This window comes from Pseudotamlana agarivorans (assembly GCF_018860245.1).
Lineage (GTDB): Bacteria > Bacteroidota > Bacteroidia > Flavobacteriales > Flavobacteriaceae > Pseudotamlana > Pseudotamlana agarivorans_A.
Genome location: NZ_JAHKPD010000014.1, coordinates 18,712 through 44,064, shown reverse-complemented (window position 1 = coordinate 44,064; position 25,353 = coordinate 18,712). Strand labels below are relative to the sequence as shown.

The window sequence follows — 25,353 nt, the reverse complement described above, 5'->3', positions numbered from 1 at the left end:
TTCTTGCTTTTTTTTAATAAAAATTTAATTACTAAAGCATACCAAAGATAGGATAAAAACTGACTTTATAAGGCTTCCGAAGGAAATGATGCTTTGCAAAATCAATCAATGTTTTTCGTACATTTGTGTAACACACCTGAACTAAACTGGGCCTTTTATCTGTAAATCAAAAAGAAATAAAGGCACCGCCAGATAAGTTCTTATCAAAAAACACCTCATGAACAAGATACCTAGTGTCGATTTAAAAGATTTTATTTCTGAAGATGCTAATAAAAAACAAAACTTTGTTAGCGCTATTGGTAAAGCATACGAAGACATTGGTTTTGTGGCTTTAAAAGGTCATTTTTTAGATGAAAAGCTTGTTGAAAACCTTTATAAAGAGATTAAAAACTTCTTTGATCTTCCTATTGAAACTAAACAGAAATATGAAATCCCTGAAATTGCAGGACAACGAGGGTATGTTTCTTTTGGTAAGGAAAGCGCAAAAGGTAAAAAGGAAGGTGATTTAAAGGAGTTTTGGCATTTCGGACAATATGTCGAAAATGACGAAGCGCTAAAAGCGGAATACCCAGACAATGTTTTTGTAGAAGAATTGCCTAATTTTAATAAAACAGGAAAAGAAGCTTATAAAATGCTTGAAAAAACGGCAAAGTATGTACTTCGTGCTTTGGCAATACACCTCAATTTAGATGAAACTTATTTCGATAAATATATCCTAAATGGAAACTCTATTTTAAGGCCTATCCACTACCCGCCCATTTCGGAAGAACCTAAAGCAGCCGAACGCGCTGCAGCTCATGGTGATATTAATTTAATTACACTTTTAATGGGAGCTCAAGGACGTGGGCTACAGGTTCAAAATCATAAAGGGGAATGGATTGATGCGATTGCAGAACCAGACGAACTCATGATAAATGTTGGAGACATGCTTTCCAGACACACCAACAACAAACTGAAATCTACTATACATCGGGTAATCAATCCGCCAAAAGAACTTTGGGGCACTTCGCGTTATTCGATTCCATTTTTTATGCACCCAATTAGTGCGATGAAGTTAGATGTTTTAGAGGCATGTATTGATGATGCAAATCCAAAAGCATTTGATGATATAACGGCTGGCGAATTTTTAACTGAACGTTTAATTGAACTCGGACTTATAAAATAAAAACCAAACTAACCAAATGGATTTACAAGACCAACTAAAGAACTTATTTCCCGATCATGAAATTGAGGAAAACCAAGCAAACACTAAGGATACTTCAGGTATCTGGATGCAGGACGATCCTATTTTATGTAAGTATGAAAAACGTAAAGGCAAGCCAATTACTATTTTAGATGGCTACACGGGTGCCACCGAGGATTTTAAAATATTAGCTAAAGAAATAAAAACCAAACTTAGTGTTGGTGGTAGTTTTAAAGATGATAAAATCATTATCCAAGGTGACTATCGTGATAAGATCATGGAAATGCTAAAAGAAAAAGGGTTTAATGTAAAACGTGTAGGAGGTTAATTTATGAGCAACAAACCACTTCACATTACAAATGGATCTGTTCTAACAGGCATACTGAATGAGTTAAAAATTGAAGGTGATTTTCTAAGTTGGCAAGCCATGCTTTGTGAGGGCCCAACCACCGAAATGGTTTTTTCTAATCGATTTTTAGAGATGAGAAAAGCTTATTTTAAGGCCTACTACAATGTGGAAGTCGACAATGAACTTATCCATAGTGAATTAGAAAAGTTAAATCACCCTGAGTTATATTCTGAAATTATTTTATGGTTTGAATACGATTTGTTTTGCCATATTAATATGGTCGCGGTTATTAGTTTAATTAAACAAAAGAAAATTGATCTTCCTATTTATTTAGTTTGTAGCGGACGAGAAAAAGGGAGTAAAAACTTAAAAGGTTTAGGTGAATTAAGTCCAGATCAACTAATGCAGCACTATGATAGTAAAATCTTGCTAAATGAAGAAGATTTAGATATGGCTAGAAGTGTTTGGCGTATTTACTGCGGTCTTGACCATAATTTACTAAAACCACTGATTGTAAAAAGTTCTTCCTTCGATTATTTAAGCAATTGTTTAAAAGCACATTTAGAACGGTTTCCAGATGCTATAACCGGGTTAAATGATTTGGAAAGAAACATTCTCGAAATTTTAAATAAGCATAAAATTACGTCAAAAAATCATTTGTTAGGCTACATTCTTAATTATCAGGGGTATTTTGGCTATGGTGATCTGCAATTGAAACGTATTATTGATGAACTCAGTATTTTCTATTCGGTTAATGATGATGGCGTAGTATTAAATAGAAATGGCCTACTAGCCCTTCAAGATCAACATAATTTTGCAGAAGACATTGACAATGGTATAACCTATGGTGGGGTTAAAAAAGCGGCATTCTATTTCAGTAAATCTGCAAATAAACTTGTTAAATCAGTGCATTATGACGATTAAAGATTCTGAGCTTATTTTAAATCCTGATGGTAGTATTTACCATTTAAATTTAAAACCTGAGCATATTGCAGACACTATAATTTTAGTTGGTGATCAAAATCGTGTAGAAAAAATATCTAAGCATTTTGATGCAGTGGAATTTGAAACTCAAAAACGTGAATTTAAAACACATACTGGAATTTACAAAGGCAAACGTATTTCTGTCGTTTCAACTGGTATAGGTCCAGATAATATAGACATTGTATTAAACGAACTGGATGCCTTAGTTAATATTGATTTTGAGACAAGACAACCTAAAGAAGGCTTAAAATCTCTAGACATAATTAGAATTGGTACTTCGGGTTCACTTCAAAAAAACATTCCAGTCGACGCCTTTGTTTTGAGTACACATGGTTTGGATGTTAATGGTATGCTTCACGCCTATCAAATTGACTCTATTGCTAATCCAGAAATTGAAAAAGCATTTATCCATCATACTAATTGGAGCCTAAATAAGGCCAAACCAATCGTAATAAAAGGAAGTGAGTTGCTTGAGAGAAAATTAGAAAGTAAATTAACTTACAAAGGGTTAACAGCTACTGCCGGTGGTTTTTATGGTCCGCAAGGGAGGGTTTTACGTTTAGCTGTTCAAGACCCTGATTTAAATGATAAAATGGATCAATTTAGTTATGAAGGTATTTGCATTTCAAATTTCGAAATGGAAACTTCAGCTATTTACGGATTAGCTAAATTACTCGGGCACAATGCTATGTCCTTAAACGCCATTATAGCTAATAGAGCAAACGGAACCTTTAGTAAAAATCCTTTGGCCGCCATTGAAAAGCTTATTATATATACTTTAGATAAACTGGTGGTTTCAAATTAAAAACATGAATTTAGATATTTTTTTTGCCTCAGAATTGATTCTTGAGAATCAAACCGTTTTACTTCGTCCGCTCACCAGAGATGATATTAATATTATTGAAACTATAAGTTATAACAAAGCATTAGGTGAATTTGGTGCCCGGGTTAATAATAGGCATGATTTAGAAGGTTATTTCGATTTTTGCTTAAATTCTAAGAAGGAAAAAGAAATTTACCCTTTAATTATAATAAACAAAGAAGATCAACAACCTATTGGTTTAACTATGTTGGGAAATATGAGTTTCACCAATAAAAGACTTGAAATTGGATGGACTTGGATTGCTGAAAAATTTCAAGGTACAGGTATTAACGCCATGTGTAAAAAACTTCTACTTGACCACTGTTTTGATACTTTAAACTTTAGAAGAGTAGAGTTTAAAATAGATATTCGCAATTTAAGGTCTCAAAAGGCCATAGAAAAATTAGGTGCCGTAAAAGAAGGTTTACTAAGAAATTATAATATGCAATCTTACGGCAAAAGCGAAGGTACTTATGTTTATAGTATCCTGAATGAAGAATGGAAAAAAAGGCAATAGATATTAATTATAGATTTTAAAGCATCTCGTTTAAGATTTAACCCGATCAAGTAAATAACCTTTCAGAAAAGACTATGAAAAGAGTAAGCATTGGTGGTGTTCCAGAACACTTTAATTTAGCATGGTATTTAACATTAAAGGAAGGTGAGTATAAAAAAGAGGGTATTAATTTAAGCTGGCAAGATTATCCAGATGGTACAGGAGCCATGTGTAAAGCACTCAGGTCTGGTGATATTGATATTGCAGTCATTTTAACCGAAGGTATTATAAAAGACATCATTGCAGGCAACCCAAGTAAAATTGTGCAGACTTTTGTGCAAACACCTTTAATTTGGGGAGTTCATGTGGCAGAACAATCAAACTACAAGACTATTGAAGCTTTAAAAGGTAAGAAAGCGGCGATTAGCCGTTATGGTTCGGGCTCTCATTTAATGGCTTATGTTAATGCTGAAAACCACCAATGGGACTTAAAAACTGATTTAGATTTTGAAATTATTAATGATTTAAATGGTGCCGTAAAAGGATTAACACAGGGAAAAGCCGATTACTTTCTTTGGGAGAAATTCATGACTAAACCATTGGTTGATCAAAAGATCTTTAGGCGAATTGATGACTGTCCTTCCCCCTGGCCTTGCTTTGTTATTGCAGCCCGTGAAGATTTTATAGAAACTAATAAAGATGAATTAAAAACCATTCTCCATATTATTAACCGTACTACTGCTGATTTTAAAGCTATTCCTAATATTGATTATACCATTGCTAATCGTTACAATCAAAAAATTGAAGATGTTCAAGAATGGTTAAATCTTACCGAATGGTCTCAAGGCTTAATTGATGAAGTGGCCGTCATGGAAGTTCAAAAGCAATTATTTTCATTAGATATTATCCCAGAAATCGTAGATCACAACAAATTAACCACGGTTGTTTAGGTGTCTATTTAAATTATCTGTCTTACCAAATATTCATTAATTAAAAATTTGCCTACCTATTTGGTTCTTAGGTAAATTCTTTCAAATAAAGTTTTTTACCGGATTAATTACACATATACTTTTGGGTTTTTAAGTTGTTTTATATAAATTCGCAAACAAATAATTGGTAAACCAGTTAGGTAAACCAATTTAACACAGAAACTAAAGACCCAAAAACTAACAAAATGAAACAAAACCTACTAAAAAGAAGCATACGTATTTTTATGCTAAGTATGATGCTTTCTATGGCAGCTCCTAATGTATTTGCTCAGGCAATTCCAGGGGATTTAATGAGAAATTGTAGCCAATGGAAAATCACTAAACCCGATGGATCCGAGCAAAAACCACTTTGTAATTTCGATAATCAAGATTATTATTATGTGAATAATACAGATGACGGCATCGTATTTAAAGTTGTTATTGATAACAGCAATGGCTCAACAGCAAACTCGAACTACATTCGTTCGGAACTACGTGAAAGATTACCTGATGGCAGTTTAGATGTTTATTGGACAACAGCAGGAACGCATGTTATTTATGTAGAACAGGCTATTACGCATTTACCTACATACAAAGACCATTTAGTAGCTACTCAAATTCATGGTGATAAAGATGCTGGAATTGATGATGCTATGGTGTTAAGATTAGAAGGAGATCATTTATTCTTATCATTTAATGGAGGGAAATTAAGAGAAGATGTGACTGTAAAAACAGGTTATACGCTTGGTACTAAGCATGAAGTAATTTTTGAAGTAATTGACGGAAAGCACTACTGCTACTACTCTGAGGCAGGCGGATTATTAACAGCTTATGAAAACGGAAATGCGACTCAATACCTGGTGACAACAAATGAAGATGACGATGGTAATGCTATCGCTACTAGAGATTATGTTATGGATATTGATTACGATCAATCTTACTTTAAAGTTGGTAACTATACACAATCTAACTTATCTAAGGAACAAGAATATGCTTCAAAAGCGGGTGCGAGTTTTGATGCTAATGCCTTGAATTATGGAGAAGTAGTAGTATACGATTTTAGTGTTACTCATAATGGAGAACAAGATGGTAATGGTGTAGGTGGTGTCGATCCTCCTGCTACAGGAACCACAACGCCTAGGGCCGACGAAATTACAATTGTTCATGCTACTGCTGTTGGTACTGAGGTTGGTGTAGATAAAGATTATGTTAGCCCACACTATGCTTATGATGGTGTCGTTGATACTGGATATTACTGGACTGGAAATGCAAGTGTTGAACCAGAGGTTTCTATTACATTAGATTTAGAGTGTAGTCGTGATTTAACAGAAATCGGTTTGTATTTCTTAAAAGCAGATGCTAGAACAACAAATTTTGATGTTGCTGTATCTCAAGACGGTAATTCATTTACTGATGTCATTTTAAATCAAGATAGTGCGGCATCTGGAGTTACAGTGGATGATGAGCAACTTTTTGATTTAACAGGAAACAACGCGCGTTATGTGAAAATTACAGGTAATGGAAACAGTGCTGGTTCTGGTTGGACTAGTATTGCTGAAATTAGAATCTATGGTGATAATGCTGATTGTTTAACTTTAAGCACGGAGCATGAAATTTCTAACCTAGAAGTATTTTCATTATATCCTAACCCAGCAAGCACAATTGTTAATTTCAATAACTCTAATGGGTTTGAAACTGTTACTATTTTTAATATCATGGGGAAAACGATTGTAAAACAAGCTATTCAAGGAAACTCAATTGATGTTTCAAGCTTAACTCCTGGATTATATATTTTTAAGTTTTCAGGTGAAAACGGATCGATAAATAAGCGCGTGATTATAAAATAAAAAGAAACACTATTATATTTTAAAAGGCAGATAATTGATTATTATCTGCCTTTTTTTATGACTTACAATTCCCTCTAAAAAACAGGAAATCAAATGTTAATAAAACTTTAAAATAATTATGAGCCTCTATCAAATTATTACATTTGGCAAAATCCAAAATAAACAATGAAAAAACTACTAATTTTAGCACTAGCTATTTCTGTCTTTAGTTGTAAAACAGAAACAAAACCAGATTACATTTTGATTTCTGGGAAAATTACTAATAAATTACCTTCTGAACTTTCTATAAATACGCAAGACCGTTCCTTTACTGAGGCCATTAATGTTGCGGCCGATGGTACATTCAAGGATACACTTACTGTAGAAAACGGCTCTTATGTATTATATGATGGTAAAAACCCAATCTTTTTACATTTAGAATCTGGTTATAACCTTAATATTAATTACGACGCTAAGGATTTTCAAAATTCATTAATAATCACTGGTGAAGGTGCTCCTGAAAACAATTATTTAGCAGAAAAACTAAAGAAAACCCGTGAGTTATTAGGGATGAATGCCAGTCTTTATGCTTTGTCTGAGAAGGATTATAAAGAAAAGCAATTAGCTATAAAAGACACTTTAACAACTATTTTAAATGCTGCTAAAGGTGTTTCTAAAAGTTTTAAAGCCCAAGAAGAAAATGAATTGCATTATAACTACTTAGGAAGTTTAAATGTTTATGAAAGAGCGCATGGATATTTCACGAAAAACACAGATTTTAAAGTATCTGACGATTTTTTAAATGAATTCGATGGATTCGATTACTCGAATGAAGCCGATTATAACGCTTCGCCTAGTTATAAGAAAATTGTAGCCGATCATTATGCTGTAAAAATTAAGGATTATATTGAGAAGGATTCCTTAACACAAGAAGAAGCCTTTTTTAAAACGGCTCGTGGTATTGAATCTGAATCTATTAGAAACACCTTTTTATTTGATGTAGCAAACCAAACGATAGTTCGCGCTAAAGATGTAGAAGCCTTTTACAAGACGTTTATGGAGATTTCTACAAACGAAGAAAATAATTCTGTAATCACAGAAAAATACAACCAATTAACAGCAGTAGTCAAAGGAAAGCCATCTCCTAAATTTGTTGATTATGAAAACTACAAAGGCGGTAAAACATCTTTAGACGATTTAAAAGGTAAATTCGTATACATCGATGTATGGGCTACTTGGTGCGGACCATGTAAACGTGAAATTCCTTTCCTAAAAGATTTGGAAAAGAAGTACCATGATAAAAACATTGAGTTTGTAAGCCTTTCTATTGATAAAGTTTCAGATCGTGAGAAATGGAAGAAAATGATTGAAACAGAAAATTTGCAAGGTGTACAGGTTTTAGCGGATAATGATTGGAAGTCAAAATTCGTTACCGATTACCAAATTCAAGGCATTCCAAGGTTTATTCTTATAGATGATGCAGGTAATATCGTAGATCCTAATGCGCCTAGACCGTCGGACCCTAAATTAGTTGAATTATTTACTGAATTGAATATATAAGGTCACCCTGAACTTGGTTCAAGGTCGCATCCAAACTTAACAAAAAGCTGTTTTAGAAGTGAAATATCACTTTTAAAACAGCTTTTTTTATGAGATTTATAAGAAGTGTTGTTCATTAGAATAGATCTCTCCAAAAGAAATTGTTGCTTCGTTCGCGTTTTTTAAATCGGTTAAGCTTCTTTTTGTTTTTCTTCATGCTCCGGTGATTTTTCAACTGCAGGTGGTTCTGGTTCAAGAAACAAATCTAAAAAGGCATCACCTAAGTATTCAATAACATGACTTGCAATCAAACTTTGAAAACCTAAATTTAAAGCGCCAAGATCTGCTGATTTCCCGTGTAAATATGTGCCAAATATCGCCGCTACACTAGGGTGATAACCCTGCGCTAGTAAACCCGTTATTATACCTGTTAGCACATCTCCACTTCCCGCTGTTGCTAACCCAGGATTCCCAGTGGAATTCACAAACAGTTTGTCGTTAAAAACAGTAATACTGTAAGCGCCTTTAATAATTAAAATTACTTTATACTTTTTAGTAAACGCTTTGACTTTATCAAGTTTTTCGAAATCATCTTTCCAAGCTCCAATTAGGCGTTCTAATTCTTTCGGGTGTGGCGTTAAAATGGTGTTTTCTGGAAGATATTTTAATAAGCTCTTTTTTGTAGACAACATATTTAAGCCATCGGCATCGATAACTAAAGGCGTTTTATTTTCTTTTAAAAAATGCTCTAAAGCTTCAAGGGTTTCGCCTTCTGTTCCCGCACCTATTCCAAACGCTATAACTGTTGGTTTAATGTTGTAATTAATTTTGGTTATTTTTTCTTCATGACTATCGGTAATCACCATAGCTTCTGGAAAAGAAGCTTGCATGGCGGTGTAGCCACATTTTGGAATATATGTAGTTACCAATCCGGCACCAACCGATAAGGTAGCCCTAGCAGTTAAGGTTACCGCCCCAATCTTGCCGTAACTACCTCCTATGATTAATGCATGTCCGAAATCGCCTTTATGCGAAAAGCGCTCTCTTGGTATATAATTTGGTAAAACTTCAGCCTTGCCAATGAGTTCGGCATCTGTTTCGGTGGTTAATAGAAATTCAGGATCTAACCCAATATCTAAGATCTCCCATTGTGCGGTATATTTTGCTGTTTCGGGTAAAAAGAATATCAGTTTTGGTGATGCAAAACTTAAAGTGAATCCAGCCCAAACGGCATCATTTTCGTTTTCAATAGCTTTGTCCGTAAACAATCCAGAAGGCACATCTACTGCTAATGTGAAGGCTTGACTTTTTCTAAAGTGCATGAACAAATCTTTCACCCATTTACTAATAGGGCGGTTTAGACCAATTCCAAAAATAGCATCAACAATAATGTCTTCAGGGGCAATTTCAGGAAAATCACTAGGATCGTGAATAGGTTCTGGCCAAGCTTTTGTTACACCTTTTAACCTTTCGTAATGTGCTAAAAAATCGGCACTACGCTTGTTGTTATAATCTACAATATAGGTTTTCACATTATAGCCATGAATAATCAAATGCCTTGCTATAACTAATCCGTCACCGCCATTATTACCAATGCCACAGAAGATATGTATAGGAACTTGAGCACCTTGCATACGTAAATGCATCCAATTAAAAATTTGAACACCCGCTCGCTCCATTAATTCAATAGAGCTTATTTTTTGCCTTTCGGAAGTTAATGTATCACCTGCATAGATTTGTGCTTTTGAAAATATTTTCATCTTAAAATTTTATTGTGGATTTTTCAGTACTTATTGAGGTTTGTCACTTATTTTTAATCAAACTGGATTCAATATAAGAATACTGCAAAAAGATTATTAAAGTTTTTTTATAACATTAAAAATAATACTTTTGAAGTGTACTATGTAATTATAATGAATCATTTCAGCCAAAATATTAACGCCATTAATTCCTTTTCAACAAAAGGAATCGTTTCTACATTTGGTACAACTACAAATATTACAACCCTTTGGGGTTGCTAATTACATATTCTTCGGACAATATTTGTGATTTTTTCAATCGCAACAATTCAATTATTATTTTTAATTATCAATTCATTAAAAAATGAAGGTTTTAAAATTTGGAGGGACTTCTGTAGGTTCTTCAAAAAACATAAATAGCGTTATCAGTATATTAGAAAATTACAGTCAAAATGATACTGTAATTTGTGTAGTTTCAGCAGTTGGTGGGATTACAGATCAATTGCTTTTAGCCGGAAAACAAGCGCAAAACAAGGATCAAGCATTCTTAGAAACTTTTAAAGGCATCCAAGAAAGACACTTCGAAATTGTAAAGGAGTTAAACCCTGATAATAACGAGTGCATTTTAAATTACGTTGTAGAGCGGTTAGAAAGCTTAAAGAGTTTACTGGAAGGAATTTATTTAATAAACGAATTGTCTCCAAAAACCTCAGATAAATTAGTGAGTTTTGGTGAATTATTATCTTCATTTATTATTGCTGAAACAATAAAAAACAGAGGTGGTTCTTCGGAAAGAAAAAATTCTCAAGAGCTTATCGTTACCAATTCAAACTTCACAAAAGCTGAAGTTGATTATAAAATAACAGATAAGAACTTTCAAGATTATTTTAAATCGGCTCCTCAAAAAATAACCATTCTTCCTGGGTTTATTTCAAAATCTAAAGCTGGAGAACAAACGACTTTAGGTCGTGGTGGTTCAGATTTTACAGCCGCTATTATTGCAGCGGCATTGAAAGTGGAACAACTTGAAATATGGACAGACGTTAGTGGTATGTACACTACAAACCCTAAATTGGTAAAACAAGCCTACCCTATCGATAAAATTTCATATCAAGAAGCTATGGAGTTATCGCATTTTGGTGCAAAAGTCTTGTATCCACCAACGGTACAACCTGTGTTAAGTTTAGGAATTCCTATCCATATTAAAAACACTTTAGAACCAGAAGCTGTTGGAACAATTATTTCTAATGATGAAACCAATTCTGTTGCGCCTGTTAAAGGAATTAGTAATATTAGTGATATTGCTTTATTGACCTTAGAAGGTAGTGGTATGGTGGGTATACCTGGGTTTTCAAAACGTTTGTTTGAAACTTTATCGCAAGAGAAAATTAATATCATCATGATTACCCAAGCATCTTCTGAGCATTCCATCTGTTTAGGTGTTGAAGAAAAAGATGCACAAAATGCTAAAATTGCTATTGATGCTGTTTTTGAAAATGAAATTGCACTGAATAAAATTGAACCTATTAGTGTTGAAACTGGTTTATCTATCATCGCTCTGGTTGGTGATAACATGAAAAACCACCAAGGGATAAGCGGTAAAATGTTTAGTAGCTTAGGAAAAAACAATGTGAACGTTAGAGCCATTGCTCAGGGCGCTTCAGAAAAGAATATTACCGCGGTTATTGCCGAAAATGATGTTAAGAAGGCTTTAAACACCTTACATGAGCAGTTTTTTGAAACGAACACAAAACAACTTAACGTATTTATTACTGGTGTTGGAAATGTTGGCGAACGATTGGTAGAGCAAATTCACCAACAAAAGAAATTCTTAAAAGACAACTTAAAAATTAAAATGCGTGTTGTTGGATTGTCAAATTCAAGAAAAATGCTTTTTAAAGAAGATGGCATCAATTTAAATAATTGGAAAGCCCAATTAAACGATGGTGAAGATGCTACGTTACAAGGCTTTTTTGAAAAAACCAAAGATTTAAACCTACGTAATAGCATCTTTGTAGATGTGACTGCTAATAAAAATGTAGCCGATTTATACGCTCAGTATTTAAGAGAAAGTATTGGTGTGGTAGCTTGTAATAAAATTGCTTGTTCTAGTGATTTTGAAAACTATAAATTACTAAAACGTTTATCATTAAAATATAATGCACCGTTATTATTTGAAACAAATGTTGGTGCTGGCTTACCTATTATAGATACGCTCAATAACTTGGTAGCTTCAGGTGATAAAATCAATTCTATCCAAGCGGTATTATCTGGAAGTTTAAACTTTGTTTTTAATAATTTCAACGATACTACTAAGTTTTATGATGTTGTAAAACAAGCTGGTGCTGAAGGGTATACAGAGCCTGATCCAAGAATTGATTTAAGTGGTGTTGATGTGGCACGTAAGATTTTAATTCTTGGTAGAGAAAGTGGTGTGGAGATGAATTTAGAAGACATCGATAACAAATCTTTTTTATCTGAATCAGGTTTAAAAAGTGATTCTGTTGAGGATTTCTACGAGACTTTAGTAAAAGATGAAGCCCATTATCAAGCTTTATATGCTTCCGCGAAAGCGAACAATTGCCAGTTAAAATATGTAGCTTCATTTGACAATGGGAAAGCTAGCGTAAGTTTACAGGAAATTCCTGAAGGCCATCCTTTTTATAACCTAGAAGGAAGCGATAATATTGTGATGTTCTACACGCAACGCTACCCAAAACAACCTATGATTATTAAAGGTGCTGGTGCTGGAGCCGATGTGACTGCTTCAGGATTATTTGCTGATATTATTAGAATTGGGAATGAATAGTATTAAAGGCTATAAAAATTAAGAATATGTTACACGAAAAAAATTCTAGTTTCTGTTCAAGTGCAGCCGAAAATTATTTAATAGATAGCATGAATGAAATAAAAGTATTTTCTCCTGCAACCGTGGCTAATGTGGCTTGTGGATTCGATGTTTTAGGTTTTTGCCTGGATAGCGTTGGAGACGACATGGTGATAAGAAAGGTTGAGAAAAAAGGCATTCATATAACTCGAATTGAAGGCTTTGATTTACCGCATGAAGCGGAATTGAACGTGGCAGGAGTTTCTGCTTTAGCCATGTATGATGCTATTGATGTGGATTTCGGATTCGAAATTGAAATTTATAAAAACATAAAACCAGGTAGTGGAATTGGAAGTAGCGCGGCTAGTGCAGTTGGTAGCGTTTTTGGAATGAATGAGCTTATTGGGCGTCCGTTTAATAAAACACAACTTACTGAATTTGCTATAAAGGGTGAGGCCTTAGCGAGTAAATGTGAACATGCCGATAACCTTGCTCCTGCTCTTTTTGGTGGTTTTACTTTAGTGAAAAGCATAAAACCATTACAAATTTTAGAAATTCCGTCACCAGATGATATTTACGCAACAATTATTCATCCGCAAATAGAAATTAAAACCTCAGAATCTAGAGCAATTTTACCTAAAGAAGTGGCTTTAGCTGATGCCATTACACAATGGGCTAATGTGGGTAGTTTGGTGCATGCATTACATACTTCAGATTACGATCTAATTAAAGATTCCTTACATGATGTCATTGTAGAACCGCATAGAAGTAAGTTAATTCCATATTTTAATGAAGTTAAAGAAGCTGTTTTAAACGCTGGAGCTTTAGGTTGTGGTATTTCAGGGTCTGGACCTTCAATTTTTTCAGTAAATAAAGGATTAGAAACCGCTAACAAAGTCAAAGAAGCCATGGAACGTATTTATTCGAAAACAGGTATTACTTTTGATATTCACGTGTCGAAGATTAATACGAGTGGCGTTAAAATAGTATGACGGAAGACGGGTGACGGCTGACAGGAGCGCTTACTCTTATGGGAAAAGGTAATGACAAAAGACGTGTGACGGGTGAAAGTTGAATATTTATGAAAAACATACGGCTCGATACGGAAACAATCTTCCGTCTTCGGTCATTGGGTCACCGGTCAAAAAATTAAAAATGGACAAATTCAAATTTGAAAAACTTATAATTTGGCAAAAGGCCATGGATTTCGGGGAAGTTATTGATAAACTTTCCTTAGAATTCCCTGATAGAGAAAAGTTTAACTTGTCTTCTCAAATTTGTAGAGCATCAGATTCAATAGCCTTAAATATATCTGAAGGTTCTATAGGACAATCAAATCTTGAGCAGAAGAAATTTATAGGCTATTCTATACGTTCTTTAGCAGAAGTTGTAACTTGTTTATTCAAAGCAAAAAGAAAAAATTATATTACAGAAAAACAATTTACCTATTTATACGATGAATCTTATCATCTTATGAATATGATGAGTGCCTTTAGAAAAAATATAAATTAACAACAGAAACGTTTACATTTATTAATATGATAATTAGTTTTATAAAACATAAAGAATATACTTTTCAACTGAAACGTAAACAATATTCCGTCTTCCGTCATCGGTCTTCGGTCAATAGCTAAACGAAAACAATGCCCCGTCATCGGTCTTCGGTCAATAATTAAATATCAACAATCCCCCGTCTTCCTTAAACGGTCTTCGGTCAATTTCAAAACAATGAACTATTACTCACTTAATCATAAAGCACCCAACACGACTTTTGAAAATGCTGTTGTTAAAGGATTAGCACCAGATAAAGGCCTTTACTTTCCTGAAAGTATTACGCCGCTGCCTAAGTCTTTTTTCGATAACATTGATAATTTATCGCATTCTGAAATTGCGTTTGAAGCGATTAAACAATTTGTTTCTCCTGAAATTCCTGAAAGTGTTTTAAAAACCATTGTTGAAGAAACATTATCGTTCGATTTTCCTGTTGTAAAACTCAATGAATACATTTCAACTTTAGAGTTGTTTCATGGGCCAACCATGGCATTTAAAGATGTGGGAGCCCGTTTTATGGCGCGTTGCTTAGGTTATTTCAATAAAGAAAACACTAATGAAGTGACTGTTTTAGTAGCAACCTCTGGAGATACTGGTGGAGCCGTAGCAAATGGGTTTTTGGGTGTTAAAGGCGTGAATGTTGTGATACTCTACCCTAGCGGAAAAGTTAGTGACATTCAAGAAAAACAATTAACAACACTAGGGCAAAATATTAAAGCCTTAGAAGTTAACGGAACTTTTGATGATTGTCAAGCTATGGTTAAAGAAGCCTTTTTAGACGAAAGCTTGACTAGTAAAATGCAATTAACATCGGCTAATTCTATTAATGTAGCACGTTGGTTACCACAGTTATTTTATTTCATGTTTGCTTATAAGCAATTACATAACGATCATGATGATATTGTGTTTTCTGTACCTAGTGGAAACTTTGGTAATGTTTGTGCAGGTATGATGGCGCAAAAATTAGGTTTGCCTATTAAACATTTTGTGGCTTCTAACAATGAAAATAATGTGGTAACACGTTATTTACAAAGTGAATTATACGAACCTAAACCATCGGTGCAAACTATTAGTAATGCCATGGATGTTGGTGCACCAAGTAACTTCATTAGAATTCAAGAAATTTATAAAAACAACTTTAAAGATTTAAAGGAAAATGTGTCTTCCTATAGTTTTTCGGATGACGAAACGAAAGAAGCGATGTTAGAAATATATGATAAATACAATTATGTAGCAGATCCTCATGGTGCTGTTGGATATTTAGGTTGTAAATCACATTTAGAAAAAAATCCAAAAGCACATTGTGTGTTTTTAGAAACGGCGCATCCAACAAAATTCTTAGATGTTGTTGAAGTAGTAATTAAAGAAAAACAACCATTACCAGAGCAAATTCAATCGGTTATGGGGAAAGTAAAAGAAGCCACCTTAGTTTCTAATTATAGTGACTTAAAAGCATATCTTTTAAATAAATAGAAGTTACTTTAACAGAATATATAACTCGTTTGAAATTTATTTTTTAAACGAGTTTTTTATTTCCAAAGCCACCATTCGGCTTTAAACCCTAAGTAATACCCCCATCTATTTTCGCCAGAAAATTGCAAATAAGGTGAATACAAACTTTCCATAGCATAATCATTGTAACGTGCTACCGAGGCCACGAATCTCAAATGCGGACGTGCCCAAATGTCTCGTAAACCAGTGGGCACTAAAACAGGGGCAACACTTAGTTTCACCATAGAAGCATAGGGATTCGTACCATCTTTTCTTTGCGAATAATGCAGTTCTGCTAACAAGTGAAAATAATCGGTTAGAAAAAATTCATTCCTAGAACCGATTGTGAAATCAGTTTTCCGGTTATAAACTTCTTTTTCGAAATATGTGGGTGCTAAGTTATCTAAATCTGATCCTCCCTTACTTTTAGTGTAAATAACATATCCGTTAAAGGTATAATTATCGGAGACGTTCAAAACCGTATGGTTAACTAATGCCAAAGAATAGGCGTTTTTAAACCGTAAACTGTTTTCATCTGGAGCACCAAAAGTAAGCCATGTTTTTGACAGGCCTCCATCTCCCCCATTTGCGATACCAGCACCATAACGGAGTGTAAAATCATTAAAGGAACCTGGTTTAAGCTTTTTAAATTGCCTGTGATATCGAGCACCAAGCACATAACCATAATCTGAAGGAAAATTGACAGCATCTTCTAAATCGTCGTCAGCGTCTTCGGGTAAGGCATTATCTTCACCTTTTTCCATATGATGGTATTCAGCCAGTGCGGTAAAACGATTAGCGTCATCAATATTAAAATCATGTTCACCAATAAAAACAGCGCGTTGCCTTAATGCTGCACTTGGTGTTCCTGTTTTTATATTCAGATAAAAATAAGGTGGTAAAGTAGAAGTGGTATCTACTGAAGCTACAAAAATTGCAGATAATCTACTGTTTTTATATTCTACCCCAGCGCCTTGACCAGAATGATCATTAAAATAAAAATGGTCGGCAATATGTACATCGGCTCCTCGATACATGCGTGAACCAATCCAAACATTTAGTCCTGAACCTCGTATATTACGAGCTTCTGCATATATTTCTGGTAATGCTAAGGATAATCCTCCAACACTAGAAGTCGACGTATTCCCTATTGATGTTAAACTTGTAGAGTATGCTGCTAAACGAATTTGCACATGAATTTCTGTACTGTCTCCTTTTTGGGGTTTAAAGACTAAATTAGGCACCAGTTCCAAATAATCTTGTTCTTCTAGTCGACCACCAATACTCCCCATATTGTTCAAATTTAGACGTCTGCCTATAGAGCCTCCGTTTTCAAAAGACCAATCGACACCGACTCTGCCATAAGATCCTAGATAGAATTTTTTATTCTTAGCATATTCATAATTAATTTGGGAATAACCATTAAAGCTTAGAATTGTTAGAAAAAATAATAGAGTAAGGCTCCTTAAAAACTTTTCGTTTTTTTCTATGGAGGGAATGTTTGTACGCATTAGTTTGGTTGGTTTCTAACAAATATACGAGGAAATCATTTTAATCTCAACAGCCATGTTAATAATAATCTTACAGATTATCAGGGAGTTATTAGGTAAATTATATCCCAAAAAGCAATACGAAAAATAGCCGTTACAACATATATAGGATCAAATTCAATCTAGTTTAAATTAACAACATCTTTTGTTTGATTCTTTAAAACAGTAAAAAGTGTTTCTTTATTAAAAGGTTTTGCGAGGACATCGTCAAAACCAAGCTTTTCCAGTTTAGAAACAAATTCGGTACTTGGAATGTTCGCTGTAAATGCAATAACAGAAATATTTGACCTTATACTTTTAATGTATTCAATCGCTTTAAAACCATTCATTTTTGGCATCTCTAAGTCTAAAAGCACTATATTAATGGCTTTATTTTCCTTTACTTTTTCTATGGCTTCAATACCATTTGTGGCTTCTTCTATATTAGAAACATGTTTTTCTAAAAGCTTCTTAGCATACATCATGCTAACCAAATTGTCTTCAACTAACAATATGTTTAAATCTAATTTAAAATCATCTGTAATAAATTCGCTTTTCGAATGTTTATCAAGCGTTAAGGTGCTTAGATTTAAAGTTAATGGAAATTGAAAACGGGTCCCTTTGTTTATGACACTTTCAATAGTTATTTCAGAATTCATTGCTTTTATAATCGACTGAGAAATAGATAATCCTAAACCTGTACCTCCAAATACGGGATCCTTTTCATTTTTTATTTGATGAAAGCTTTCAAACACCCTTGATAAGTTTTTTGGAGCAATCCCTATTCCCGTATCATCCACCATAAATTGAATAGCAACTTGCTGGTCGTTTATATCTATAATTTCAGCTGAAAAAGTAATATGACCCTGTTCGGTAAATTTTATGGCGTTCGAAATCAGATTATAAATTACCTGTGCGATACGTTTTTCATCGATATTTACAACAATCCCTTTTAATCTAGGATCTATAAAGGATTGTAATTCTAGTTTTTTTTCTTCCGCTTTGTTTATGAAAGGGACAGTGATTTTTATTAAAAAATCATATAATAACTTAGGTGAGTCGGAGAGTTCAAAAAGGCCCGATTCCATTTTATGAACATCTAACATATCATTAACTAACAATAACATATTACTGTTGCAATGGTCTAATATCTCAAAATATCTTTTGTTTTTAGTTTCAAGAGAATTATCACCCAAAATTAACTGAGTTACTCCATTGATACTATTAATTTGAGTTCGCAATTCGTGACCTAAATTAGATAATACTTGGGTGCGTCGGTCTTTTTCACTTTCAGCGTTCTCCTTATCAAACGAAATTTTCTTTATAATTGAATTATTATATTTCAATGCTTGAAGTGAGAACAACATCATAACCCCGAAATTAACTACAGAATTCAACATGAAGCGATTATGAACCTGCTCCCTAGTTAAGTCTTCGTAATATTCAGAATACATTGGAGAAATTAAAAAAGTAACTATTAACAGCCCAAGCATTATCGAATAAAGCGTATTGGTGTGTCTTTTAAAATAAACCTCTCTTCGAATGACATATGGTAGTGAAAAAAGCAACCCGAATAGAAACCAATAATAGCCAGACATGATCCCTTCTAAATAGGTTAACCCCAAAGCTGCAATGCCTAAAGACAGAAAAACACTATAAGGACCTATAATATAATTACGCTTAAAACCAGAAGCATATACACTTATAGTAAAACTTATAAGAGGTAGCAGAATTAAAACAAATGAAGCAGTTAGTCCATTTTGATAACTTATGTATACATAGTAAATATTAAACAGGATAGCAGTCAAATAGACATATACCGTCAACTTAAAAAAAGTTTTGCGTTTTAAATTGTTAAAACTAAGTGTATGAAGTCTTTGTAGCATTGAGAGATAGCAATATTCAAAAGTAAGTATAACAATATGTTAAATGCAAACTTTAACTACTTAGTTATCCGTAAAAATTTGTCTGTTTTATTTTTAATTAGTCTAAAAAACAGGGTGTTTCATTATTAATCTAAAAAACCCATGTCATTCTTCTTAAAAACAGCCGATTAGTTAAAATTTAATTTCATAAAAACAGCCAGTGCTTTTTAACGCTATTTAACAAATTGACCTCACTTTAAACCAGATTAATTTCAATACTTTTGTGCAACAATCAAAAGATATAAGATGAAAAATATAGCCTTAACAGAAACTCACAAAGCCCTTGGTGCTAAAATGGTTCCTTTTGCAGGATACCATATGCCAGTACAATATGAAGGCGTTAATATAGAACACGAAACCGTAAGAAAAGCAGTTGGTGTTTTTGATGTTTCTCATATGGGTGAATTTTTAGTTGAAGGCGAGCATGCTTTAGCTTTAATTCAAAAAGTATCAAGTAATGATGCTTCAAAATTGACCATTGGAAAGGCACAATATAGTTGTTTGCCAAATGATGATGGTGGTATTGTAGATGATTTAATCATTTATAAAATTAAAGAAGAAACTTTTTTATTAGTGGTGAATGCCAGTAATATTGAGAAAGATTGGGCATGGATTCAGTCTAAAAATGATGTTGGAGCGACCATGAGAAATTTAAGTGATGACTATTCGCTTTTAGCCATTCAAGGTCCTAAAGCCATCGAAGCTATGCAAAGTATTACGAGTCATGACTTAGCTGGTATCAAATTCTATAATTTTGTAGTTGGCGATTTTGCTGGAATCGAAAATGTGATAATCTCGGCAACTGGTTACACTGGTAGTGGAGGTTTTGAAATATATTGTAAAAACAGTGAAGCGCAGCAAATTTGGGATAAAGTTTTTGAAGCGGGCGCTGAATATGGTATTAAGCCAATTGGTTTAGCTGCACGCGACACGTTACGCTTAGAAATGGGTTACTGCCTATATGGAAATGATATTGATGATACTACATCTCCTATTGAAGCTGGTTTAGGTTGGATCACAAAATTCACTAAAGATTTTACAAATTCTGAAGCCTTAAAGGCACAGAAAGAACACGGCCCAGAACGCAAGTTAATTGCTTTCGAAATGGATGAACGAGGTATTCCTCGTCAAGGATACGACATAGTTGATGATAACGGAAATAAAATTGGCGTTGTATCCTCTGGAACCATGTCCCCTAGCCTTGGAAAAGGAATTGGTTTAGGTTATGTTCCTACAGTTTTTACAGATGTAAATAGTAAAATTAACATACAAATTAGAAAGAAAGCTATACCGGCCACAGTTGTTAAATTACCTTTTTACAAATAAATATATGCTAGACTATCAGAGCATTATAAACGCTATTTATCAAGATGCAATTAAAGCAAAAGATAAAGGGATAGTGGCATCTTACATTCCAGAATTGGCTCATATAAACAGTGATAATTTTGGTATTCATTTAAGGACTTCTAAAGGCGAAACTTTTGGTGTAGGTGATTTTGAAAAACCTTTTTCAATTCAAAGTATATCAAAAGTTTTGGCTTTATCTAAAGCCATGTCGCTCATTGGAGAGGATATTTGGAAACGCATAGATGTGGAGCCTAGTGGAAATCCCTTTAATTATTTATCTTTAATTGAAGTTGAAAACGGTATTCCTAGAAATCCATTCATTAACGCTGGAGCTATAGTTATAGCCGATATATTGGTTTCAAATTTACAAAACCCAAAAGAAGATTTTTTAAAATATATTCAAGCTTTAACTGGAGATGATAGTATTATCTATAATAAAGATGTAGCCAACTCTGAAAAAATTACGGGTTTTAAAAATTATGCTACGGCCAATCTTTTAAAATCGTTCAGCAATTTAAACAACTCTGTTGATGTCGTTTTAGATTTCTACTTTCATCAATGTGCTCTAGAAATGACTTGCAGTCAGCTCTCAAAGGCTTTCTATTTATTTGTAAATCAAGGAAAATGCTTGCAAAACAAAGTCCATATTACCAATCAGCAAGTAAAACGTATTAATGCGTTAATGCTAACTTGTGGTTTTTATGATGAAGCTGGCGAATTTGCTTTTGAAGTTGGTTTGCCTGGCAAAAGTGGTGTTGGTGGTGGAATTGTAGCCCTTTTACCAGAAAAATTCGTGATAACCGTTTGGTCTCCAGGCCTGAATAAAAAAGGCAATTCTAGATTGGGCATGCTTGCATTAGAACAATTTACTACCAAAACCAAACTTTCTATTTTTTAGAAGTCTGTAATGAAGGCTTATTTATGTTAAAGCGCGAAAATAAACATAGAATTTTAATTTTAGGCGGGAGTGGTTTTCTTGGTGGTGCTATTTATAAAGAACTCTGCCCCTATTTTAGAACTTTTGGCACTTACAATGTAAGTAATCGCACTCTTGAAAAGAACAAGCACTTTTTTCAGTTTAATTTTGAAGAAGATGATATTTACGAAATCTTGGATATTGTTAAGCCTACTGTAATTGTTTCTGCACTTCGTGGCGATTTTTCAAAACAAGTTTTGCTCCATCAGCATCTTGCTGAATATGTGTTGCATAATAGCGTGAAATTACTCTTTTTATCATCAGCAAACGTATTTGATGCTTATAGTAAATTCCCTAGTTATGAGTTAGATAAAACCTATAGCAATAGCATATTTGGCCATTTCAAAATAAAAATTGAAAACATGTTGTTGCGCCTACCAAAAGAAAAGGTTGCAATAATTAGGCTTCCCATGGTTTTTGGTACGCAAGCACCAAGAATTCAAGAAATGCTGCATTTTTTTAAAGCAAAAGAACCCATTGAAGTGTTTCCGAACCTAGTTATGAATGTTACGAATGATTCTAAAGTGACGCAACAAATTCATTATATCATTAATCGGAATAAATCGGGAATTTTTCATTTAGGAAGTGAAGACTTGGTACATCACGATGATTTTGTAAAAGAGATTATAACATCTTTCAATTTACAACATCAAGCCATTTTTAAACAAGTTTATACGACTAACGACGAGCGTTATTTGGCAGTCCTACCAAAATTCAATAAACTACCTAAACATCTTCGACTTAAAAGCGACGATATTTTGACTGAATTGAAATTATAGTTGATTAGAAACCTGCAATTACGTAAATTGTAAAACACTAAAATACAGACAAATTATGAGCAAACTTTCAGAACAAGACATTGAAAAAAGATTACTTCGATTACCAGATTGGGAATATTATGATGATGCTATTCATGGGGAGTTCGAATTCGAAAATTTCAAAGATTGCTTTAGTGCCATGAGTAGAATTGCTTTCGAATGCGAAGCATTAAACCACCATCCTAATTGGACAAACGTATATAATGTCCTTACCATTTCATTATCTACTCATAGTGAAAACGGAGTTACCGCTAAAGATTTTGATTTAGCTAATGCCATTGAACACATAGTAGAACCTGAAGAAGAATAAGGTTAATTATTTGTTTTTGATTTGAAGGTTTTTAAATTTGTCAAAATAATACACAATCAGTTTAATTTAACATAATTCCTATCTCGGTAGGGTAACAATATATTATTATGGGAAGAGCTTTTGAATTTCGAAAAGCAAGAAAGATGAAACGTTGGTCTGCAATGAGTAAGGCTTTTACACGTATTGGAAAAGACATTGTAATGGCCGTAAAAGAAGGCGGTCCAGACCCCGCTAGTAATTCACGTTTGCGTGCTGTTATACAAAATGCAAAGGCTGTAAATATGCCTAAAGACAATGTTGAACGCGCTATTAAAAAAGCCAGTGATAAAAGTCAGGGTGATTACAAAGAAGTTATTTTTGAAGGCTATGCACCGCATGGAGTTGCTGTTTTAGTTGAAACAGCAACCGATAATAATACACGTACCGTAGCTAACGTTAGAAGTTATTTTAACAAATGTGACGGGAGTTTAGGGACTTCTGGATCTGTAGTATTTATGTTCGACCACACTTGTAATTTTAGAATTAATGCTGAAGGTTTAGATCCTGAAGAATTAGAATTAGAATTTATCGATTTTGGTGCTGAAGAAGTTTTTGCCGATGATGATGGCATTTTAATTTATGCACCTTTTGAAAGTTTTGGAGCCATTCAAGCGGAATTAGAAAGTCGAGAAATAGAAATACTATCTTCTGGTTTTGAACGTATCCCACAGGTCACTAAGCCTTTAACCCCAGAACAAGTGGCCGATGTAGATAAGCTGCTTGAAAAACTTGAAGAAGATGATGATGTTCAAAACGTATACCATACCATGGAAGAGTAAACGCATTTAAACACAAGGTATTCAATAGAAACCCCGCCATTGTTGGCGGGGTTTTATTTTTTGTAATTATTTATTTGTAGGTAAGTAGCGAGTCACATACTTTTAAGATAAGCTTTAACCAAAAATCAGGAGCGCAGTCGAGATCCGATGTTTAACACCAAAAAGTTATCGACTTCGCTAGAACGGACAATAGTAAAACATGCAACATTCTTATTTTCAAATTTATCTTGAGTTTAAATTATAGTATTTATCTACCGTCCTATATATTTATTTTAATTACCATTCCGAACAAATAACGAACAGATGAATTTCAAGTTTTATTTAGGCTCGTAAAAAAAACAAAATGGAATTCAATCTTTATGACTAAAGCTTGAATAGCTCTAAATATGACGTCTTATGTATTGATGCAAATGCTTCAATATTAAAAGCGAAAGGATTTAGGGCGGCTACCTGTGTGAAATCACTTGTTTTTAAGCTGGCTGAATAATTTTTTTATGTTCTTTTTTTTCTTTCTATGAATTTGGCTCAGGTAATACTGTCCAATTTCAAAAAAATAAACATTTAAGATTTTCACAGTTTCCTCGTAAAATAAATATAAAAATACATCGGATGTGTTTTGTAGGATAAAACATCTTAAATGATTTGATTATTTATTTCAGTAATGCTTTTTTATTAGTATTTTAGTTCAGACAACAACTAAACTACAGTACGCCAATACCAATTCATTAATTTGTAAAATATTTAATGACAAGAGCGTACTACCACTATTTAAATGAACAACAAAAGCTACCATGAAAGGATTATCCAAAAACGTAAAATGGGGCATTATCGGGTGCGGTAATGTTACAGAAGTTAAAAGCGGTCCAGCCTACAAGATTACTAATGGTTTTTCCATTGCTGCCGTAATGCGACGAGATGCTGAGAAAGTAAAAGATTATGCTAAACGTCATAATATAAAAACTTACTATACAGATGCAGATCAACTAATAAATGATAGTAATGTTGATGCTGTTTATATTGCAACACCTCCAGATACTCATAAATATTACGCATTAAAAGTTGCAGCGGCTGGTAAACCATGTTGTGTAGAGAAACCTTTGGCGCCTAGTTATGCTGATAGTTTAGAAATTTATAATGCTTTTAAATCTAAAGACATCCCGATGTTTGTTGCTTATTATAGACGATCGCTTCCTAGGTTTCTTAAAATTAAATCCTATATTGACGCTGGTTATATAGGAGATGTAAGACATATTTCGACACATTTAAGCAAACCACCAAGTGAAACCGATTTATCTAAATCTTATAACTGGCGTACGGATGCTGAAATTGCTCCTGCTGGGTATTTTGATGATTTAGCAAGTCATGAATTGGATTTGTTTACCTTTTATTTTGGAAATATTAGGGATGCTCATGGCATTAGTGTTAATCAACAAGCATTGTATTCTGCTAAAGATGCTGTGTCTGCAAATTGGCTACATGAATCTGGAGTTACGGGATCTGGAACTTGGAATTTTGGTTGTAATGAGCATATTGATAAAGTCATTATATATGGGTCTAAAGGCACAATTAAATTTTCTGTGTTTCATGAAAACCCAATTACCTTAAAATGTGAATCAATAAAAAAGGAAGTCTTCATTGAAAATCCAAAACACATTCAGTTTCCTCATGTAGAAAACATGATGTATTGTTTTGAAGACCCTACTAAAGTACATCCGTCAACTGGGGAAACGGCACTTCATACCAGTTGGGTGATGGATAAAATTTTAAATAAGATATAGGTATTAAAACAATTAAGTTTCATACTTCTTAAAACAA

21 protein-coding genes are annotated in these 25,353 nt (G+C 33.6%); 18 read left to right on the top strand and 3 right to left on the bottom strand.

Annotated features, from left to right (window positions below):
- Window positions 1-217 precede the first annotated feature (217 nt).
- From KO493_RS10180 to KO493_RS10145, 8 genes are all read left to right on the top strand, one after another.
- Complete coding sequence (locus KO493_RS10180) at window positions 218-1,165, top strand: isopenicillin N synthase family dioxygenase (protein ID WP_216067856.1); 948 nt, start codon at window positions 218-220, stop codon at window positions 1,163-1,165.
- A 16-nt stretch (window positions 1,166-1,181) separates the two neighbouring features.
- On the top strand, window positions 1,182-1,511 hold the full coding sequence (locus tag KO493_RS10175) for a translation initiation factor (protein WP_216067855.1): 330 nt from the start codon (window positions 1,182-1,184) through the stop codon (window positions 1,509-1,511).
- Window positions 1,512-1,514: 3 nt separating this feature from the next.
- Entirely contained in the window at window positions 1,515-2,456 is a 942-nt protein-coding gene (locus KO493_RS10170; protein ID WP_216067854.1) for a DUF1835 domain-containing protein, read from the top strand.
- Window positions 2,446-3,321, top strand: a complete 876-nt coding sequence (locus KO493_RS10165; protein WP_216067853.1) for a nucleoside phosphorylase — start codon at window positions 2,446-2,448, stop codon at window positions 3,319-3,321. Before KO493_RS10170 ends, KO493_RS10165 begins: the two co-directional genes overlap by 11 nt.
- Window positions 3,322-3,325: 4 nt before the next feature.
- Window positions 3,326-3,895 (top strand): GNAT family N-acetyltransferase, encoded by a 570-nt coding sequence (locus tag KO493_RS10160; RefSeq protein WP_216067852.1) that lies wholly within the window; start codon window positions 3,326-3,328, stop codon window positions 3,893-3,895.
- Window positions 3,896-3,969: 74 nt separating this feature from the next.
- The gene (locus KO493_RS10155; RefSeq protein ID WP_216067851.1) at window positions 3,970-4,824 is read left to right on the top strand and encodes a substrate-binding domain-containing protein; all 855 of its coding nucleotides are present in this window, start codon (window positions 3,970-3,972) and stop codon (window positions 4,822-4,824) included.
- 224 nt (window positions 4,825-5,048) lie between these two features.
- The gene (locus KO493_RS16010; RefSeq protein ID WP_216067850.1) at window positions 5,049-6,689 is read left to right on the top strand and encodes a polysaccharide lyase family 7 protein; all 1,641 of its coding nucleotides are present in this window, start codon (window positions 5,049-5,051) and stop codon (window positions 6,687-6,689) included.
- A gap of 165 nt (window positions 6,690-6,854) precedes the next feature.
- Window positions 6,855-8,228, top strand: a complete 1,374-nt coding sequence (locus KO493_RS10145) for a TlpA family protein disulfide reductase (RefSeq protein ID WP_216067849.1) — start codon at window positions 6,855-6,857, stop codon at window positions 8,226-8,228.
- 170 nt (window positions 8,229-8,398) lie between these two features.
- Here KO493_RS10145 and KO493_RS10140 read toward each other — a convergent pair whose 3' ends face one another.
- Entirely contained in the window at window positions 8,399-9,967 is a 1,569-nt protein-coding gene (locus KO493_RS10140; protein WP_216067848.1) for an NAD(P)H-hydrate dehydratase, read from the bottom strand.
- Between the two features lie 343 nt (window positions 9,968-10,310).
- On the opposite strand from KO493_RS10140, the gene thrA reads away from it, so the two are divergent.
- The 4 genes from thrA to thrC all read left to right on the top strand — a co-directional run bounded on the left by thrA (window position 10,311) and on the right by thrC (window position 15,797).
- Complete coding sequence (gene thrA, locus KO493_RS10135) at window positions 10,311-12,755, top strand: bifunctional aspartate kinase/homoserine dehydrogenase I (RefSeq protein WP_216067847.1); 2,445 nt, start codon at window positions 10,311-10,313, stop codon at window positions 12,753-12,755.
- Window positions 12,756-12,844: 89 nt separating this feature from the next.
- Window positions 12,845-13,765: a homoserine kinase gene (locus KO493_RS10130; protein ID WP_216067961.1), complete on the top strand. Its 921-nt coding sequence runs from the start codon at window positions 12,845-12,847 to the stop codon at window positions 13,763-13,765.
- A gap of 163 nt (window positions 13,766-13,928) precedes the next feature.
- Window positions 13,929-14,285: a four helix bundle protein gene (locus tag KO493_RS10125; protein ID WP_216067846.1), complete on the top strand. Its 357-nt coding sequence runs from the start codon at window positions 13,929-13,931 to the stop codon at window positions 14,283-14,285.
- A gap of 216 nt (window positions 14,286-14,501) precedes the next feature.
- Complete coding sequence (gene thrC, locus KO493_RS10120) at window positions 14,502-15,797, top strand: threonine synthase (RefSeq protein WP_216067845.1); 1,296 nt, start codon at window positions 14,502-14,504, stop codon at window positions 15,795-15,797.
- Between the two features lie 56 nt (window positions 15,798-15,853).
- Here the strand turns inward: thrC and KO493_RS10115 are convergent, their stop codons facing one another.
- Together KO493_RS10115 and KO493_RS10110 are read right to left on the bottom strand one after the other, a co-directional pair.
- On the bottom strand, window positions 15,854-17,326 hold the full coding sequence (locus tag KO493_RS10115; RefSeq protein WP_216067844.1) for a carbohydrate porin: 1,473 nt from the start codon (window positions 17,324-17,326) through the stop codon (window positions 15,854-15,856).
- 161 nt (window positions 17,327-17,487) lie between these two features.
- Window positions 17,488-19,170, bottom strand: a complete 1,683-nt coding sequence (locus KO493_RS10110; RefSeq protein WP_216067843.1) for a hybrid sensor histidine kinase/response regulator — start codon at window positions 19,168-19,170, stop codon at window positions 17,488-17,490.
- A gap of 345 nt (window positions 19,171-19,515) precedes the next feature.
- On the opposite strand from KO493_RS10110, the gene gcvT reads away from it, so the two are divergent.
- The 6 genes from gcvT to KO493_RS10080 all read left to right on the top strand — a co-directional run bounded on the left by gcvT (window position 19,516) and on the right by KO493_RS10080 (window position 25,316).
- A complete protein-coding gene (gcvT, locus tag KO493_RS10105) occupies window positions 19,516-20,595 on the top strand; it encodes a glycine cleavage system aminomethyltransferase GcvT (protein ID WP_216067842.1) in 1,080 nt (359 codons plus the stop codon).
- 4 nt (window positions 20,596-20,599) lie between these two features.
- A complete protein-coding gene (locus KO493_RS10100; protein ID WP_216067840.1) occupies window positions 20,600-21,514 on the top strand; it encodes a glutaminase in 915 nt (304 codons plus the stop codon).
- 23 nt (window positions 21,515-21,537) lie between these two features.
- Window positions 21,538-22,371, top strand: coding sequence for a sugar nucleotide-binding protein (locus tag KO493_RS10095; protein ID WP_216067839.1), 834 nt, complete (start codon window positions 21,538-21,540; stop codon window positions 22,369-22,371).
- A 55-nt stretch (window positions 22,372-22,426) separates the two neighbouring features.
- Complete coding sequence (locus KO493_RS10090; RefSeq protein ID WP_216067838.1) at window positions 22,427-22,720, top strand: 4a-hydroxytetrahydrobiopterin dehydratase; 294 nt, start codon at window positions 22,427-22,429, stop codon at window positions 22,718-22,720.
- A 107-nt stretch (window positions 22,721-22,827) separates the two neighbouring features.
- The gene (locus tag KO493_RS10085) at window positions 22,828-23,538 is read left to right on the top strand and encodes a YebC/PmpR family DNA-binding transcriptional regulator (RefSeq protein ID WP_216067837.1); all 711 of its coding nucleotides are present in this window, start codon (window positions 22,828-22,830) and stop codon (window positions 23,536-23,538) included.
- 791 nt (window positions 23,539-24,329) lie between these two features.
- The gene (locus tag KO493_RS10080) at window positions 24,330-25,316 is read left to right on the top strand and encodes a Gfo/Idh/MocA family protein (RefSeq protein ID WP_216067836.1); all 987 of its coding nucleotides are present in this window, start codon (window positions 24,330-24,332) and stop codon (window positions 25,314-25,316) included.
- Window positions 25,317-25,353: the final 37 nt, after the last annotated feature.